The 16,021-nt window shown below is 53.9% G+C and carries 11 protein-coding genes; 9 read left to right on the plus strand and 2 right to left on the minus strand.

The annotated features are described in order from the left end of the window. Positions 1 to 29: 29 nt before the first annotated feature. The 3 genes from KQX66_RS31055 (at position 30) to KQX66_RS31065 (ending at position 3,574) form a co-directional block, all read left to right on the plus strand. Entirely contained in the window at positions 30 to 1,331 is a 1,302-nt protein-coding gene (locus KQX66_RS31055) for a pyrimidine-nucleoside phosphorylase (protein WP_163854192.1), read from the plus strand. A 42-nt stretch (positions 1,332 to 1,373) separates the two neighbouring features. Beyond that, positions 1,374 to 2,051 carry a deoxyribose-phosphate aldolase gene (gene deoC / locus KQX66_RS31060; protein ID WP_216797318.1) on the plus strand — a complete coding sequence of 226 codons (678 nt, stop codon included), beginning with the start codon at positions 1,374 to 1,376 and terminating at the stop codon, positions 2,049 to 2,051. Positions 2,052 to 2,494: 443 nt separating this feature from the next. Then, positions 2,495 to 3,574: a lactonase family protein gene (locus KQX66_RS31065; protein ID WP_216797320.1), complete on the plus strand. Its 1,080-nt coding sequence runs from the start codon at positions 2,495 to 2,497 to the stop codon at positions 3,572 to 3,574. Positions 3,575 to 3,616: 42 nt separating this feature from the next. Here KQX66_RS31065 and KQX66_RS31070 read toward each other — a convergent pair whose 3' ends face one another. Then, entirely contained in the window at positions 3,617 to 4,252 is a 636-nt protein-coding gene (locus tag KQX66_RS31070; RefSeq protein ID WP_216797322.1) for a HutD/Ves family protein, read from the minus strand. Positions 4,253 to 4,618: 366 nt separating this feature from the next. Between KQX66_RS31070 and KQX66_RS31075 the strand changes: the two genes are divergently transcribed. From KQX66_RS31075 to KQX66_RS31090, 4 genes are all read left to right on the plus strand, one after another. After that, entirely contained in the window at positions 4,619 to 5,314 is a 696-nt protein-coding gene (locus KQX66_RS31075) for a response regulator transcription factor (RefSeq protein ID WP_054973514.1), read from the plus strand. Then, on the plus strand, positions 5,304 to 6,410 hold the full coding sequence (locus KQX66_RS31080; protein ID WP_253957552.1) for a sensor histidine kinase: 1,107 nt from the start codon (positions 5,304 to 5,306) through the stop codon (positions 6,408 to 6,410). The genes KQX66_RS31075 and KQX66_RS31080 overlap by 11 nt, the downstream gene beginning before the upstream one ends. 177 nt (positions 6,411 to 6,587) lie before the next feature. After that, the gene (locus tag KQX66_RS31085; protein ID WP_216797323.1) at positions 6,588 to 7,151 is read left to right on the plus strand and encodes an RNA polymerase sigma factor; all 564 of its coding nucleotides are present in this window, start codon (positions 6,588 to 6,590) and stop codon (positions 7,149 to 7,151) included. 353 nt (positions 7,152 to 7,504) lie between these two features. Further along, positions 7,505 to 9,400 carry a PrkA family serine protein kinase gene (locus KQX66_RS31090; RefSeq protein ID WP_216797324.1) on the plus strand — a complete coding sequence of 632 codons (1,896 nt, stop codon included), beginning with the start codon at positions 7,505 to 7,507 and terminating at the stop codon, positions 9,398 to 9,400. Between the two features lie 291 nt (positions 9,401 to 9,691). Here KQX66_RS31090 and KQX66_RS31095 read toward each other — a convergent pair whose 3' ends face one another. Further along, positions 9,692 to 13,624 carry an Ig-like domain-containing protein gene (locus KQX66_RS31095; protein ID WP_216797328.1) on the minus strand — a complete coding sequence of 1,311 codons (3,933 nt, stop codon included), beginning with the start codon at positions 13,622 to 13,624 and terminating at the stop codon, positions 9,692 to 9,694. Between the two features lie 194 nt (positions 13,625 to 13,818). Between KQX66_RS31095 and KQX66_RS31100 the strand changes: the two genes are divergently transcribed. Both KQX66_RS31100 and KQX66_RS31105 read left to right on the plus strand, forming a co-directional pair. Continuing rightward, positions 13,819 to 14,496: a response regulator transcription factor gene (locus KQX66_RS31100; RefSeq protein ID WP_216797330.1), complete on the plus strand. Its 678-nt coding sequence runs from the start codon at positions 13,819 to 13,821 to the stop codon at positions 14,494 to 14,496. Then, positions 14,493 to 15,878: a HAMP domain-containing sensor histidine kinase gene (locus KQX66_RS31105; RefSeq protein ID WP_216797332.1), complete on the plus strand. Its 1,386-nt coding sequence runs from the start codon at positions 14,493 to 14,495 to the stop codon at positions 15,876 to 15,878. Before KQX66_RS31100 ends, KQX66_RS31105 begins: the two co-directional genes overlap by 4 nt. The last annotated feature ends 143 nt before the right edge of the window (positions 15,879 to 16,021 follow it).

Here is a 16,021-nt window from a genome sequence, read left to right on the forward strand (position 1 = left end):
ACTATACTAAACACGGGGAGACGAGAAACATGAGAATGGTTGATTTGATTGCCCGCAAGCGTGACGGTCACGAGCTTAGCAAGACGGAAATTGATTTCATCGTGCAAGGCTATACGAACGGAACGATCCCGGACTACCAGATGTCCTCGTTTCTGATGGCGGCCTTCTTCCGCGGCATGACTCCGATGGAGACGGCGAATATGACGATGGCGATGGTGGCGTCGGGAGATACGATCGATCTGTCCGCGATCGAAGGCATCAAAGTGGACAAGCACAGCACCGGAGGCGTCGGCGATACGACGACGATCGTGCTCGCGCCGCTCGTTGCCGCAGTCGGCGTTCCCGTAGCGAAGCTGTCCGGGCGCGGACTCGGCCATACCGGGGGTACGGTGGACAAGTTCGAAGCGATCCCGGGATTCCAGGCCGAAATCAGCAGCGAACAATTCATCAAGCAAGTGAACGAAGTGAAAGTTGCGGTGACCGGACCGACCGGAAACCTGACCCCTGCGGACAAAAAGATCTATGCGCTTCGCGATGTGACCGGGACGGTCAATTCGATCCCGCTGATGGCCAGCTCGATCATGAGTAAAAAGATCGCCTCCGGTTCCGATGCTATCGTACTGGATGTCAAAGTAGGCGCCGGTGCGTTCATGAAAGATTTGGACAGCGCCAAGGAGCTGGCGAAGGCGATGGTGGACATCGGCAACAACGTGGGACGCAATACGATGGCGGTCATTTCCGATATGAATCAGCCGCTCGGCTTTGCGATCGGCAATGCGCTCGAAGTGAAGGAAGCGATCGACACGCTGCGCGGGGAAGGTCCCGAAGATTTGCATGAACTGTGCTTGACGCTCGGCAGTCATATGGTATATTTGGCAAAGCAGGCTTCCAGCGTGAGCGAAGCGCGGAGCAAGCTGGAGGAAGCGATTTCCAGCGGCCGGGCCTTGGAGACGTTTAAAGCGTTCATTGCCGCGCAGGGCGGAGACGCATCGATCGTAGATGACCCGTCCAAGCTGCCGGCTGCCGCATACCGTATCGAGGTGAAGGCGAAGGAAGCGGGCTATGTCTCGGAGATCGTTGCCGACAGCATCGGCACCGCGGCGATGATCTTGGGCGCGGGACGCGCAACGAAGGAATCCGAGATCGATCTGAGCGTCGGCCTGATGCTGCACAAAAAAATCGGGGACGAAGTGAAGCCTGGGGATACGCTTGTTACCATTCACAGCAATCGCGAAACGGTGGATGACGTAATTGAGAGTATCTACGAATCGTACACCATCGCCTCCGGCAAAGTGGAACGTCCGGTTCTGGTGCACGCAGAAATTCATTAATCTTAGTTTCGAGGGTTGAAAAACGAACGGAGGAGTAAGCAGATGACAACGAACGAAATCGCCCGATTAATCGACCATACCTTATTAAAAGCCGATGCTAGCCGTGAGGCGGTAATCCGGTTGGCGGAGGAAGCGAAACAATACCGTTTCGCCTCGGTGTGCGTCAATCCGGCACAGGTGAAGACAGCTTATGAAGTACTGAAGGATACGCCCGACGTGAAGGTGTGCACGGTCATCGGCTTTCCTCTGGGGGCGACTATGACGGAAGTGAAGGCGTTCGAAGTGAAGGAAGCGATCGCTGCCGGAGCGACGGAAGTCGATATGGTAATCAATATCGGAGCGCTCAAGGATAAGCAGGACGACCTGGTGGAACAGGACATCCGGGCCGTCGTCGAAGCGGCTAAAGGCAAGGCGCTGACGAAGGTCATCATCGAAACCTGCCTTTTGACCGACGAAGAGAAGGAGCGGGCATGCCGTTTGGCGGTGAAGGCCGGCGCGGATTTCGTAAAGACGTCGACGGGCTTTTCGACCGGCGGAGCTACGGCAGAGGATATCGCGCTGATGCGCAAAACGGTTGGCCCGGACATCGGAGTAAAAGCATCCGGCGGCGTGCGCAGCCTGGAGGATGTTAAAGCGATGATCGAGGCGGGGGCTACCCGAATCGGCTCCAGCTCCGGCGTATCGATCGTCAAAGGCGAGCAGTCGAGCAGCGCGTATTAATCGAAATTGAAAGAAGCGCGCCTCAAAGCGCCTGCGATGTCACATTTATTTAGACTCCAGGGACCTTCCATTGTGGGAGGTCCTTAAAGCTGTTTAAGAAAGTGGGTTTTTACAAAAATAAAGATGCAAACGGAGGTGGGGTATCCACTGGAGAAGCGAAAGCGTCCGCCTTTGTCTTCGGGAAATGTCCGCTAACAAGCGGCTTCCAATCAAATTTCCCGAGGACCCGGGGTCCCCGCAAAGTACTCGGACTAAGCTTCCTGATTCAACTTCACTTTGCGGGGTGGGGCAGCGGTCGGAAGTGGATATCCCGCCCCCTCGTAACCTTTATTATCTCAATTCTAGCATGCGGCCAACAATACACGCGAAGCGGCCCGGTTGCCTGAGGCCGGCGGATTTGCGATAATGCCTATAGGACATGAATGAGATAGAGAGGTGTTTGGATGGAGAGCAAGAAGAAGATCTTCGCTTTTTTGGGATCGTATGCGGATGCGGCCGATCCGGGTTTGTACGCCTGCAGGTTCGATCCCGATACCGGAAGTCTCGAGCTGACCGATCAAACGGCCGGGCTGCAAAATCCGACGTTTCTGGATGTGAATGCTGAAGGCTTGAAGCTATACGCGATTACGGAGGGAACCGATGCCGAAGGCAAGCGCTGCGGGGCTGCCGCGGCCCACGGGTTCGATCCCGAAACCGGCAAGCTGTCGCTGCTCGGCAAGGAGCTGACGGTTCCGGCGACCACGTGTCACATTACTTTGGACCGTACCCATACATACATCATGGTTGCAAGCTACCACGGCGGCATGATCGGGCTGTCTCCGCTGCTGGAGGACGGACGCATCGGCAAGACCGCGGACATCCGCCGGCACGAAGGCTCCAGCGTCCTGCCCGTGCAAAATCAGGCGCGTGCGCATTCCGTATTCGTCGATCGTTCCAACCGCTACGCCATCGTCTGCGATCTGGGGCTGGATCGCGTCTTTACTTACAAACTCGACGTCGCTGCCGGACAACTGCTTCCTCATGGCGAAGTTCGGGTAGCGCCCGGGTCGGGACCGCGGCACTTTGTTTTTCATCCGTCGCTGCCTTACGGCTATGTCATCAACGAGCTGGGCTCGACGATCACGGCATTCTCCTACGATCCGGAGGAGGGCAAGCTTGGCGAAATACAGACCGTGTCGACGCTGCCCGCTTCTTACGAAGGGGAGAATGCGTGCGCCGATATTCACATCTCGCCGGACGGCAAATTTCTGTACGGCTCCAATCGCGGACACGACAGCATCGCGGTATATGCTATCGATTCCTCGACCGGCAAACTCACGCTCGTCGAGCATGCCTCGACGCTTGGAGGGCATCCGCGGAACTTCGCGCTCTCGCCGGACGGACGCTTCCTGCTCGTAGCTAACCGGGATTCGAATCAAATCGTGACGTTCGAGCGGGACTCGGCAACCGGAAAGCTATCGCCTACAGGGAATAGGCTCGATGTGTCCAAACCCGTATGCATCAAGTTTGCAGCAATTGGTTAATTTATGGCGGAGGTCCTTGTTCGGCAAGGACCCCGTCTTTTTTTATTTTGCACCGCCCGCTTCTCGGCAGATGGTAATGCGAACCACATGAACCGGGGTCCCAACCTTCGCATAGCGGAATACTAGCGGCTTTTCCGGGCTTCCGTTAATTTTATAAATGAGCAAATCCCCCTGACGCAGCAAAACTGACAAATCGTCACCCGATGAAAATTCCACATCCCCGTCAATCGGATGTATGCATTCGTAGCTCACCGTATCCGCGGCCGGCCCGGACTTCTGCACGTCTTCTCTGTAAGTATCGCGAACCAGAACAGGCAGCATTTCGGCCCGGTATCCGGGAGCCAGCATCACGTTGAGGTCGTTCCCCTTTCCCCGACACCGGGTCGTCCAAGCCCCGTCAAAGCGGTCTTGATCAAAAGGCTTCAGCACGGCCGTATGCCGCTGTTCGTGCTCCAGCAAAAATTCGCCTTGCGTTGCCATCAGCAATCTCTGGTAACCGGGCAGACTCGTGAAGACGGACTCCTCCGCATGAATTACAGCCCTGCTGATTCGCCAGTCGAAATTCCGCTGCTCATACGACGCGTCCTCAGGATAGATCGCCATTTGCGTTGTAACTCCTCCCGACCAGCTCGCCGTTTTTTGATCCTCTTGCCGAATGATTTTGACTGAAAAGCTCATCGAATGGATCACATCGCTTTCTTGTTCTTAGGATGAACATACAACGGGACGATTCAGGAATCAAGGCTTGTCCGGTATTGTTAGATTTTAGCAAGGAAGCGTAACCTTTTTGTAAGCTTTGCTTAGCTTTCGGTTAACGAACAGGCGGTAAAGTAAGGAAGCGCGCGTTGCTATGGAATCCATTAGTCGTGACGGGGACGATCGGGTTATTGCCGCCGGAGAGGGGAGGAGAAGCACTATGTCCGCAGCATGAGAAAGGAAGACACCATATGGTCGTACGGCATCGAGAAAAGCCAAGTCGTTGATTTCCTTCCCGGAACGTGGTAATCTGCCGTTAAACTAACCGGTTAAGGAAGGTAGACTTGTATGAACAAACGCATCCTCATCGTCGACGACGATCATAAAATCGCGAATTTGCTTGAAATTTACTTGAAAAACGAAGGCTACGAGGTTCTTAAGGAGCATAACGGAATCGACGCCATAAGACGGATGGAGGAGGAAACCGTCCATTTGGTCATTTTGGACGTGATGATGCCCGAATTGGACGGAATGGAGGTCTGCCGCAAAATCCGCGAGGACAAGACGACGCCGATCCTGATGCTGAGCGCCAAGGACGAGGATATGGACAAAATTTTAGGCCTGATGACGGGGGCCGACGATTATATGGGCAAGCCCTTCAATCCGCTAGAGCTGGTGGCGCGGGTCAAGTCGCTGCTGCGGCGGTCGTATTTCAGCGCGCAGACGGCCCAGCCGGATGCGGAGGGGATCATCAAGATCAAATCGATGCAAATCGATAAACGCAACCATGCCGTGACGATCGACGACCGCCCGATCAAGCTGACGCCGATCGAATTTGGCATTTTATTTTTGCTTGCCAGCCATCCGGGCCGGGTTTTTGGATCGGAGGAAATTTTCGAGCTGATCTGGAAAGAAAAATATTTTGAGACGAACAACTCCGTCACGGTTCATATCAGTCGTTTGCGCGAGAAGCTGGAGAAGGAAATGGCGGGAGAAAAGCTGATTCACACCGTGTGGGGGGTAGGGTACAAAATTGAGAACTAACTGGAGAGTTGCGGTGCCGCTCTTCTGGAGCGTATTAACGACCGCGGTCGTGCTGGCGGTTATTTCGACGATCGCCAAGTCGATTTATTTTTCCAAGCTATCCTTAAATTCGCTGTTTATTTGGATTAATTACTATATCGGTTACCCCGATATTTACTATCTTACGGCGCTGCCTTTGTTTATGCTGTCGGCCTTATATTTTTTCAAACGGGAAAAAGACGCCCGCTACCACAGGTACCTGATCCATATTATCGAGGACGTGCAGCGGATCGCCGACGGCGACTTCGATCATAAAGTGCCTGTGCAGTCCATCGGCGAGCTGGGCCAATTGGCCGGGAACATCAACCAGGTCGTCGAGCGGCTCAAAACGTCGATCGACGAGGAGCGGCGGGCCGAGTCCACCAAGAACGAGCTGATTACGAACGTATCCCACGATCTGCGGACTCCGCTCACCTCGATTACCGGCTATCTCGGTCTGATCGAGCAGGACCGTTACCGGGACGAAGTGGAGCTGCGTTATTATGTCAATATGGCGTACGAGGAATCGCTACGGATGTTTCAATTAATTCAGGATTTGTTCGAATACACCCGCTTAAGCAATATTACGGGCGCGACGATCCAGAAGGCCCCGATCAATCTGGTCGAAATGATGCGCCAGCTTTTCGCGCAGTTCCGGCTGCAGCTTCAGGAGGTCGGGATCGAGCAGCATATGACCTTTTTTGAATCGCAGCTGCTGGTCATGGCCGACGGCAACAAGCTCCGGCGGGTATTCGAGAATTTGATCTCCAATGCGATCAAGTACGGCAGCGAAGGGAAATATCTTGAGGTGATGGGCTTCAAGGAAGGGAACGAAGCTGTGATCCAGATCATCAATTACGGCGAAACGATCCCGCAAACCGATTTGCCTCATATTTTCGAACGGTTTTACCGTGTGGAGAAATCCCGTGCGACGCATACCGGGGGTTCCGGCATCGGCTTGGCCATCGCCAAAAGTATCGTCGAGCTGCACGGAGGAACCATTGCCGCATCCAGCGACGAGGAACGAACCGTCTTTACGGTGCGCCTGAATATCATGGGAGAGAAGGCCAATTCTTAAGAAATTGTATATGAAACGTGTCGAACCTGCAGGGGGAGGCGCGTTTTTTTCGTCTTTATATAGAAAATCTTAAGAATTTCGTTAACTTTTCTTAGTTCATCGTTAAGTAATGAAGTTCATAATAAAGAAAAAAAGCGCTCCGGAAGCGCTCGTTTGTCGGAGGAGGCTTGGATAGAGATGCCGCAACAATTAGAGAAAACCAGCAATTGCCGTAACTTGGAAAATCGCCCGTCCGCCAAGGATGAGGTTCTTTTTAGATCATGGATGGAACAGCACCGCCGCGAGGTATGGGCTTTTGCTTATGGATTAACCCGTAAACACGATGTGGCCGACGATATTACTCAGGATGTGTTTTTGAAGGCTTACCGCCGAATCGCTTCGTTTCGGGGCGACGGCTCCGTCCGGGCTTGGCTGCTCACGATCACCCGCAATACCGTATTCGATTATCGGAGAAGCTCCTATTTTCGCAAAGTGACGGTTGTGGACAGGGTTGAGACGGAGAAGGCCCATACGTCCGCGGAGGAGGAGTATTTGAAGCGCGAGGACAGCCGTGAAATGTTCGGGATGATTTTGGAGATGCCTTTGCCGTTTCGGGACGTGCTGCTGCTTAAGGCCAAATACGAACTGAAGCCTGGCGAAATCGCCTCCTATTTAAAGCTCCCGCTCACGACGATCAAAACAAGACTGCATCGGGCGCGGAAAGAAGCCGTCCGGCGCCTCCAGGTCGAGGGGCGCCCGTAACGGTTCCCCGGCTTGCCGGATCTTCCCGCACCCCCGGTATGCGCCCCCGCCACGCTTAAAAGTTTCCTCCGTTTCGCCCTTCCTTTCGTTATTTCCGTCCGGACAAGCCTACGGTTTCTTTCCGATTTTGCCAGAAATTTTCGGTCAACTTCCCTTTGCTTTCTGCATAGGTATTTATTACACTTCAAATCCGAAGAAGAAGCCGGGGCCGAAGCCCGGAAGCGGCGGCTATCGGCGTTACGCATCGTTTCGAAGCGCGTATCCTTTCGAAGCCAGTTTTGCTAAAGCAAAACTCAAAGCGTATCCTTTCGAAGCCGGTTTTGCTTAGCGCAAAACCCTCAGGAGGTAAGATCATGAATATATTCAAGAAAATCGCCGACTATCGTACGGAAACCGAAAGGCTGGCCTGGACCGGAACCTTCGCCGAGTACATCGAGCTGCTCCGCCAGCATCCGCATTTGGCTATGACGGCGCATGCACGGGTGTACGAAATGATTGCCTCCCACGGCATCCTGGAAGAAAATGGGCGTCGAAAGTATAACTTTTTCGAAAAAGAGATTTTCGGGCTCGATTCTGCGATTGAGAAGCTGGTGGAAGAATATTTCCATTCGGCGGCGCGCCGGTTGGACGTCCGCAAGCGGATCTTGCTTTTGATGGGGCCGGTCAGCGGCGGGAAGTCGACCATTGTCACGATGCTCAAGCGCGGGCTTGAGCAGTTCTCGCGCACGGATCAAGGCGCTGTATATGCGATCAAAGGCTGCCCGATGCACGAGGAGCCTTTGCACCTAATTCCGCATGAGCTGAGAAGCGAGATCGAGCAGGAATTCGGCGTAAGGATCGAGGGCAACCTCTGCCCCTCCTGCCAAATCCGGCTGCGGGATGAATATGGGGGACGTATCGAAGACGTGCTGGTGGAGCGCGTGCTGCTGTCCGAAGATAACCGCGTAGGCATCGGGACGTTCAGTCCGTCCGATCCGAAATCGCAGGATATCGCCGACCTGACGGGGAGCATCGATTTCTCCACGATTACCGAGTACGGCTCGGAATCCGATCCGCGGGCCTACCGTTTCGACGGAGAGCTGAACAAGGCCAACCGGGGCTTGATGGAGTTCCAGGAAATGCTGAAATGCGACGAGAAATTTTTGTGGAACCTGCTATCCCTCACGCAGGAAGGCAACTTTAAGGCCGGACGGTTCGCTTTGATTTCGGCAGACGAGCTCATTATCGCCCATACGAACGAATCCGAATATAAATCGTTTATTGCCAATAAAAAGAATGAGGCGCTCCAATCGCGGATGATTGTTATGCCGATTCCTTACAATTTGAAGGTGTCGGACGAAGAGAAAATTTACGCCAAGCTGATCCAGCAAAGCGACATGAAGCATGTGCATATCGCGCCTCACTCGCTGAGGGCCGCGGCGATTTTCTCGATTTTGACCCGGTTGAAGGAATCCAAGAAGCAGGGGATGGATCTCGTCAAAAAAATGCGCATGTACGACGGCGAAGAGGTCGAAGGGTACAAGGAAGCGGATTTAAAGGAAATGCAGAGCGAATATTTGGAGGAAGGCATGAGCGGAATCGATCCGCGCTATGTCATCAACCGGATTTCCAGCGCGCTGATCCGGCAAGGTCTGGAATTTATCAATGCGCTGGATGTGCTGCGGGCGCTCAAGGACGGTCTGGACCAGCACCCGTCCATCACGAAGGAGGAGCGGGAGCGGTACTTGAACTTCATCTCCATCGCGCGCAAGGAGTACGACGAACTGGCTAAGAAGGAAGTGCAAAAAGCGTTCGTGTACTCGTTCGACGAATCGGCGAAGACGCTGTTCAACAACTACCTCGATAATATCGAGGCGTACTGCAACTGGACCAAAATCAAGGACCCGCTGACCGGCGAAGAGATGGACCCGGACGAGAGGCTGATGCGTTCGATCGAAGAGCAGATCGGCATTTCGGAAAATGCGAAGAAAGCGTTCCGCGAGGAGATATTGATCCGGATGTCCTCCTATTCGCGCAAAGGGAAGCGATTCGACTACAGCAGCCACGAGCGGCTGCGCGAAGCGATCGAGAAGAAGCTGTTCGCCGATCTGAAGGACATCGTCAAAATTACGACTTCGACGAAAACCCCCGATGAGAATCAACTGAAACGAATCAACGAGGTCATCAAGCGTCTTGTCGAGGAGCACGGCTATACGACCGCCTCAGCCAATGAACTGCTGCGTTATGTCGGCAGCTTGTTGAACCGGTGATTGCTTGCCTGGGGTAACTAATTAAGAAAAGATCGCCCGAGGGGCAATCGGAGTGTTGAAAAAGAGGATTTTGACTGAAATAGAGAAACATACGGAGGTGGGGTATCTACTGGAGAAGCGATAGCGTCCGCCTTTGTCATCGGGAAATGTCCGCTAATAAGCGGCTTTCCAATCCAATTTCCCGATGACAAGAGCGGTCGGAAGTAGATACCCCACCCCCTCGTACACCTCTATTACCTCAATTGACCACTTTCTCAACAAGCTCATCGCCCGAGGGGCGATCTTTTTCTTTTATGGCTGTGCTTTGAATTCGAGCAGGCGCAGCAGCATCGTGGCGACTTCCGCCCTTGTGGCGGCACGCTTCGGTTGGAAGGAGCCGTCACTGTATCCTTGAATGAGCTTTTGATTTATCAAAGTCGAAACGGCCGATTGGGCCCACTCGGAGATAGCCGCGCTATCCGAAAGCTTTGCTTCGGTTCCGTTAGCGCTTAGTCCGAAGGCACGCACCAGAATGACAGCCATTTGCTCTCGCGTAATCGGCTGGTCCGGCTTGAATTGGTCCCCGAATCCGTCGACGATGCCCTTGGCGACGGCGGCTGCAATCGCTTGGCTGGCCCAATGGCTGCCGGTGTCCGAAAATGCCGCCTGCGAGTTCGTGTTTAATTTCAAAGCCCGCACGATGACGGTAATGAATTCCGCCCGGGTCATGGCTTGCTCCGGCTTGAAGGAGCCATCGGGAAAACCGTCGAACAGCTTCAACGTGCTCAGCTTACCGACCGCCTCATTCGCCCAATGAGCATTCATGTCTTTGAACGTTACGGCAGGAACGGAACCGTTGTTGTTCCCCGTATTCGTGCCAGCGCCTTTATCCGGCTTTACTTCATCGGACGCCTTGTCGGTACTCGGCTTCGTTCCCGGAGCTCCACCGCCTCCGCCAGTACTGCCGCTTCCCGTGTTCGTTCCGCTGCCAGTGCTCGGATCCGGAGAGGAACCGCTGTCCGAGTCAGGCTCCGTGATCGTAATCGTGACGATGGCCGAAGCTTCGGCCAAGCCGTCGGTTACTTTATAGTGGAACACGTCGGTCCCTGATTGACCCGGTTTCGGCTTGTACGTAAATTTGCCGTAAGTCGCATCCGTAACGGTTACGGTTCCCTTGTCCGCGTTTTTGGCAATCGAATACGTAAGCCGGTCTTGATCGCCGTCGGTTGCTTTGAATTCGCCGTTTAACGTAACGCCTTGGTTTGTAGTGTAAGTAACGTTGTCTGCCTTCGGCGATTGGTTAGGCTTAATTTCGATGACGACGGCAGCTTCATCTGTGCCGCCTTTGCCGTCGCTGACTTCATACGTGAACATGTCGCTTCCGGATTGCTTCGAATTTGGAGCGTAAGTAAAAGCTCCGTATACGGAATCGGTTATTGCCGCCGTTCCCTTAGCCCCCTGCTTCACGATACGGTAGAAGAGCGGATCGCCGTCCGGATCGGCGGCCATCAGCTTTCCTTGAAGCGCCAAGCTTTCATTCGTCTTGAATGTCATGTATTCTGCGGCCGGTTTACGGTTGCCGCTGCCATCGGTCTGCCTCTCGATGTCGATAACGACGAGTGCATCGTTTGAGTTCGTTTTACCGTCGTGTGCCCGGAAAACGAAGGAGTCGATGCCAGCCGCCGCCGGATTCGGTTTATACGTAAACGTTCCGAGAACGGCGTTTTCAAGTGTGAGCGTACCTTTGGCAGGCTGGCTAACGATCGAATAGGTCAGCGTGTCTTGACTGTCCGCATCCGCAGCAGCCAGTTTACCGCTTAGCTGTCCGTTTGCGATGACGGTATACATCGCGTTTTCTGCTTTCGGCGCGTGATTCGTCCGGATGTCGACGGTTACGGTCGCTTCGTTGGACATGGCTTTCCCGTCGCTGGCTTTAAACGTAAAAGAGTCGGTGCCTGTTGCGCCCGGATTCGGCGTATACGTAAATGCGCCGTAAACCTCGTCCGTAACGGTGACAACCCCTTTGGCCGGCTTGTTAACGATGCTGTAGGTCAGCTTATCGCCGTCCGGATCGGCAGCTTTCAAGTTCCCTGAGGCAGACTTATCCTGATCGGCGCTTATGGACGCGTTCTCTGCGACCGGTGTCTGATTTTGCACCATGAGAAACTCGCTGCTCTTCAAAGCGTGGTCCGTGATGCGAATCTCGCTGATCCAGCCGTTGAAGGAAAGCTCGTGCACATTATCATAGTGACCGGAGCCGATAGTCCACGGCTTGCCAGCCGTCGCAATTCCTACCGGATTGCCGTCCGGGTTGCGCAGCACGGGAGCCCCGTCGATGTACATTTTCGTCGTCTGACCGTCATTGACCACGGCAACATGGTACCACTTGAAGAACAGCTCGCCCGACCAGTTGGTCACCGTATCGTTGACATTTTGCGGGTAAACGGCCCACTGCATCTCTTTCAACGTGGAAATTGCCAGCGAGGCCGTCGGCTCGGCAGGGTCGCCGCCGGTTTTGCCGGCGTTGGCTCCGGTTTCGTCGCGGGCCAGAATACCCATCCAGCCATGCTTGTCCTTATCGAAGTCGGGAGCCAGCTTGACGTATGCTTCGATGGTGTAGCCTTGCTCGAACGTCATGTTATTGATGGCCGCCTGATCGGCGGTTTTCAGGTAGGAAGCTTTGCCTTGAGATTTGTCGCCGAACAGGCGAATGCTGGCCTTGCTTTGACTTTTGAACGGAGCATCCGAGGACCAGACCAAATCTCCCGGCGTGCTTCTTCCGACATTATAGCGGTACAGATCGTTATGATTGCCGGATAGATCTTTCACGACCGTGATGCCGTCAGGGAGCGGCTGTCCCTCGACCGCTTGATCGCTCTCCATACGCCAATGGGCGACCGTACCTTGATTCGTTTCGCCGGGATTTTTGATACGAACGGATACCGTCCCGGGAGGGGAGTCGGCTTTCCCGTCATTGACCACATATGTAAACGTATCCGTCCCGGTTTGACCGGCATTCGGAGTGTAGGTGAAGGCGCCGGATACGGGATCGGTAATCGTCGCCGTCCCTTTGGACCCCTGACTGCCGATGTGGTAATTGAGCGTATCGAAATCGGCATCGGCTCCTTTCAGCTTGCCGCTGACCGGTTTGTCCTGGAGCGTATCGAAATCGGCATTTTTGGCGATCGGAACTTTATTTTGCGATCCCCAGAAGGAGCCGAATCGCTGCTCGAAGTTCATGGATACGGTAAATTCGTTGTTTGCGTCGGTCAAACGTTCCATATCGAATTCGTCCCGCTCTTCTTCGGGGATGTTCATCACCCAGGGAGAGAAGGAGTAAGCTTTGATTTGGTTGCCTTTCAAATCGATTTTGAGCATCCGCATCCAGCCGTTGCCGCCCATGTAGCCGCCTTGGTAATCCACGACCATCATGAGCACGTCTTTCCCGTTGTCGTTCGGTTTCACCATATGGGCGGCCCCGTGGTGATGTCCGTTCACCGTCAGGAAAATTTGATCGTTCTTCTTAATCAGCTTGTCCCACAAGCCTTGGCCGTGCTCTGCCGTAATGAAGGCCGTTTTTCCGTCCTCGGCAATGTTCAGCAACTGGTGAGTGATCAAAATGACGGGGAGATCCGGATGAGCGTCAATGACTTGCTGCGCCCACTGAATGGACGCATCGGAGGTACGCCAGTCCAGGAAGAGAGCAAGAAATTTTTTGCCGGCCGCTTCAAAGGTGTAGTAGGAGCAATATCCGCTCGGGGACACCCCGCCGAAGCCCGGGCTGCCGGACATGCGGGTCGCAGGGTTGAAATACTGCATAAATTTCTCGGCGTTGTTATTTCGCTGGTCATCCCATTGCGATTCGTTAATATCGTGATTTCCGGCCACATAGCCGTAAGGAACGTGGTATTTGTCGAGCCATTTCATCGCTTCGTCGGCAGCCTGCCATTCGTAATCTTGATTTCTTCTGTCCACGATATCTCCGACGTGGGCTGTGAATGCAATGCGTTCGTTGAACTGATTTTTTGCGATCCACTCGGTTTGCGACAAGAAAATTTCTTTTTTGTAGCGGGCATACATTTGTGTGTCGGGAAGAACGGCAAGCTGGAAGCTTCCCGCGGAAGACGAGCTTGCGGCCAATGCCGACTGGCCTGCGGCCGGTACGAGAACGGCTGTCACCAGCATGACGGCAGCACAGATCAGCGCCAGCAGTTTACCGCTTTTTCTTACAAATCGGGTTAACATCGTGTTCGCTCCTTTAACGGTGTCTTGGGTTATAGATGGCAACCTTTTCTAGTTTAAAAAAGAACTGTTCGTCTAGTGTTAATTGGTTTTTAAAGTTTTGTTTAGAATAGGTTTGCTTGAAATACGGTCTGCGGGTCCATTATCATGAAGGTACTGTGATTTACCGGATTTTTCGGTTTTTGGGGGGACTGTCGATGATTACCGTATTGATCGTGGATGACGACCGGCATATTCGGGAGCTGATCCGAGTCAGTCTGCGCGAGGAGGGCTACCGCCTGCTGGAGGCGGAGAACGGGCAGGATGCCTGGAAGCTGCTGCAGGAGAACCGGGTGGATCTTGTCATCCTCGACATTATGATGCCGTTTATGGACGGCTGGGAGCTGAGCCGTCATATTCGGATGCAGCAAACGGACCTTCCGCTTCTGATGGTAACCGCCAAGGGCGAGACGGGAGACAAGGTCAAGGGCTTCGAGCTTGGAACGGACGATTATTTGGTCAAGCCGTTCGATCCGCTGGAGCTGGTCGTACGGGTGAAGGCGCTGCTGAAGCGGTACCGGGTCCATGCGTCGGATACCGTGCAATTCGGCCGGATCGAACTGAACAAGAAAAGTCATGAGGTTCTCAAAGGCGACGAAAAGCTGACGCTTCCGCTCAAAGAATTCGAGCTGCTCTACAAGCTGGCGAGCCACCCGAACCAAATATTTACGAGGAACCAGCTCATCGAACAAATCTGGGGACACGATTATGAAGGGGACGACCGTACCGTGGACGTTCATATCAAGCGGCTCCGAGAACGGTTTGCGGACGAGACGGACAGCTTCACCATCCGTACCATCCGGGGGCTTGGCTACAAGCTTGAGGTGAACGGATGATCAAGACGCTCTACACTCGGATGGTGCTTGTTTATTTGGCGGCGGTCATCTTCGGATTGGTCGTCGCCTTTGTGATTATGGGTCTTGTTTTCTCGGAGAGGCTGAACGCGCAGCTTCGGGAAGACATGACCCTGGTGGCGCAAGATTTGATCGAAACCTATGAAGCGACGGACAACGTCGATTTCGACTCGTATATGACTAACCGCAAGCTTGCCAAGCCTTTCTTCATCAGGGTATACGATGAGGCAGGCAACGAAGCGCTATACGGATATACCGATGTCGAGACGAGAAAGGTCATCACTCCGCAGGAAATTGCTCAGGTGCTGCGCGGGGAAAAGCTTTGGAATGAGTCGAACATGGATGTCAGCATACTGGGTTACCCGGTGAAGATCCAAGGGCATTCGTATGCGATGTTTTTGCAGCCGGCCTCGAACAAGTCCGACCGGCTCCTGCAAAGCTATTTGAACATCTCGCTGATCAACGCCTTGATTATCGGCAGCGTCTTCATTATGGTGGCCGGCCGCTATTTGGTCAAACCGATCAAGCGCATGACCAAAGCGGCCAGGCGGATGGCCAAGGGCGATTTCAATATCGGCTTCGATTGGAAGTTTCGCAAGGACGAATTGGGCGAGCTTGCCCAAAGCTTCACCGAGATGGCCGGAGAGCTGAAGCAGATGGAGCGGATGCGGCAAGATTTCGTGTCCAATGTCTCGCACGAGATTCAGTCTCCGCTTACGTCGATCGCCGGATTTTCCAAGCTGCTGCGGGAGAAGGCGATGTCGGAGGAGGAGCGCCGGCAATATCTGGAGATCATTCAGACGGAGGCGGAACGGTTGTCCCGGCTCAGCGAGAACTTGCTCAAGCTCGCATCGCTTGAATCGGAGCATCATCCGTTTCACCCGACGACGTATGCGCTGGACGAACAGCTTCGCAGCGTTATCGTAGCCACGGAACCAATCTGGTCGGCCAAAAAACTGGAGCTCGACTTGACGCTGCCCACGGCGAAAATTTATGCCGATGCGGATCAGCTCAGTCAAGTGTGGATGAATCTGATCACCAACAGCTTGAAGTTCACGCCGGAGGGCGGTATGGTGCGGGTGCGGCTGCTTCCGGGCACCGACCGGATTCAGGTCCGGATCGGCGATACGGGCATCGGGATTTCCGAGGAGGATCAGGCCCGTATTTTCGAACGGTTTTATAAGGCGGACCGGGCCAGGAACCGGGAAAAAAGCGGCAGCGGACTGGGACTTGCCATTGTGAAAAAGATCGTCGATCTGCATCACGGCACGATCGAGGTGCGCAGCAAGCCCGGGCAGGGCACCGTCTTTACGGTTACGCTGCCCAGCTTCTCCGGCAAGCGTCACGCTCCGGATAAGAAATAATAGTCAAAGATCAACCCAAAGCGGGTTGATCTCAGGCTGTCGACAAAGCTCTGTTTTTAAAGGGCTCGCTTGAATAATTAATTTAATTCCTGAAATATCGAGCATATAAAAAGCAGAAGATCGCCCTATCCGGCTAGTTTGGC

The sequence above is a fragment of the Paenibacillus oleatilyticus genome, assembly GCF_018998565.1.
Classification (GTDB): domain Bacteria; phylum Bacillota; class Bacilli; order Paenibacillales; family NBRC-103111; genus Paenibacillus_G; species Paenibacillus_G oleatilyticus.

Coding starts and splice junctions, on each gene's coding strand:
- KQX66_RS31055 (WP_163854192.1), top strand. CDS start 30: ATGAGAATGGTTGATTTGATTGCCCGCAAGCGTGACGGTCACGAGCTT.
- deoC (WP_216797318.1), top strand. CDS start 1,374: ATGACAACGAACGAAATCGCCCGATTAATCGACCATACCTTATTAAAA.
- KQX66_RS31065 (WP_216797320.1), top strand. CDS start 2,495: ATGGAGAGCAAGAAGAAGATCTTCGCTTTTTTGGGATCGTATGCGGAT.
- KQX66_RS31070 (WP_216797322.1), bottom strand. CDS start 4,252: ATGAGCTTTTCAGTCAAAATCATTCGGCAAGAGGATCAAAAAACGGCG.
- KQX66_RS31075 (WP_054973514.1), top strand. CDS start 4,619: ATGAACAAACGCATCCTCATCGTCGACGACGATCATAAAATCGCGAAT.
- KQX66_RS31085 (WP_216797323.1), top strand. CDS start 6,588: ATGCCGCAACAATTAGAGAAAACCAGCAATTGCCGTAACTTGGAAAAT.
- KQX66_RS31090 (WP_216797324.1), top strand. CDS start 7,505: ATGAATATATTCAAGAAAATCGCCGACTATCGTACGGAAACCGAAAGG.
- KQX66_RS31095 (WP_216797328.1), bottom strand. CDS start 13,624: ATGTTAACCCGATTTGTAAGAAAAAGCGGTAAACTGCTGGCGCTGATC.
- KQX66_RS31100 (WP_216797330.1), top strand. CDS start 13,819: ATGATTACCGTATTGATCGTGGATGACGACCGGCATATTCGGGAGCTG.
- KQX66_RS31105 (WP_216797332.1), top strand. CDS start 14,493: ATGATCAAGACGCTCTACACTCGGATGGTGCTTGTTTATTTGGCGGCG.